Source organism: Bartonella sp. AA83SXKL (assembly GCF_042196965.1).
Taxonomy (GTDB): domain Bacteria; phylum Pseudomonadota; class Alphaproteobacteria; order Rhizobiales; family Rhizobiaceae; genus Bartonella.
Genome location: NZ_JBHIRG010000132.1, coordinates 1 through 882, shown reverse-complemented (window position 1 = coordinate 882; position 882 = coordinate 1). Strand labels below are relative to the sequence as shown.

The following is an 882-nucleotide window of genomic DNA, read 5'->3' as shown; positions in this document are numbered from 1 at the left end:
TGGACAATTTGTTCCAGCTTGGTAACATCAAGCTGTTGTACCCCCTTATGGGCGTTGGCAGTATCGCGGTTAAGGGAGGCGATTACTTGTTCCACATCTTGCCCTGTCAATGCCTTTTGCTCAACCTCATCTGTCAGGATGATGGTGCCATTGCTGATAGCAGCTTTGGTTTGCCCTTCCGCTGAATCCTGCTCTTTTGCGTGATCCAAAACATTTTTAGCGATGTTTTTCGCAAGACCGTATTTGCCCTGAGACATGGGACCACCCGTAGCAAGGCTTAAACCCTGGCTGCTGGCTTGCGCTTTAGCACTGTTGGCAATATCACTCGTGGTGATGGTTCCGGTGGTCAGTTTGTTTTTGTCGGCTGATGCACTGCTGTCGATAATCCCCCCGGTCAGGGTTGTTGTATCTTTAACGTTGATCTCAAAGCCGCCATCACCCGCTTTGATGCCGGAGTGTTCCACAACACTGTGATAATCGCTAAAGGTTTTATCCTTGTTCAAGGCGAGATTGGTTGTCGCCGCATCATCCTTTTTTCCACCATTAAAGCCAACAGAAACAGAGTTTTGCTTGCTGGAACTTTGTCCCGTATCACTGTGGCTTGTAATGGTGAAATCACCACCAACACCCATCTCTACACGGTTTGCAGAAACCACACCCCCCGCTAGTGTGGTGTTTCCCCCACTGTTGCTATGAACAGTGCCCGTGCCTATAATATGGCTGTTCTTCTGGTGTACCTGTTCACTGGAGCCTCTTCCTTTTCCAAAAGAAGCATTGCCCCTCCAGCCTGAACCGCCACTCCCATAACCGTAGCCAACACTCATTGAAGCACTTTGCAAATGCTGTTGGTTGTTAGGGTTGGCACTCTGGTTTATTTTTATA

The 882-nt window shown here is 48.6% G+C and carries 1 protein-coding gene; it reads right to left on the bottom strand.

Annotated elements, in window-relative coordinates; genetic code table 11:
• Positions 1-882: hemagglutinin repeat-containing protein (locus ACFINO_RS10120; RefSeq protein WP_375655691.1), on the bottom strand; the 882-nt coding region annotated here is incomplete at both ends.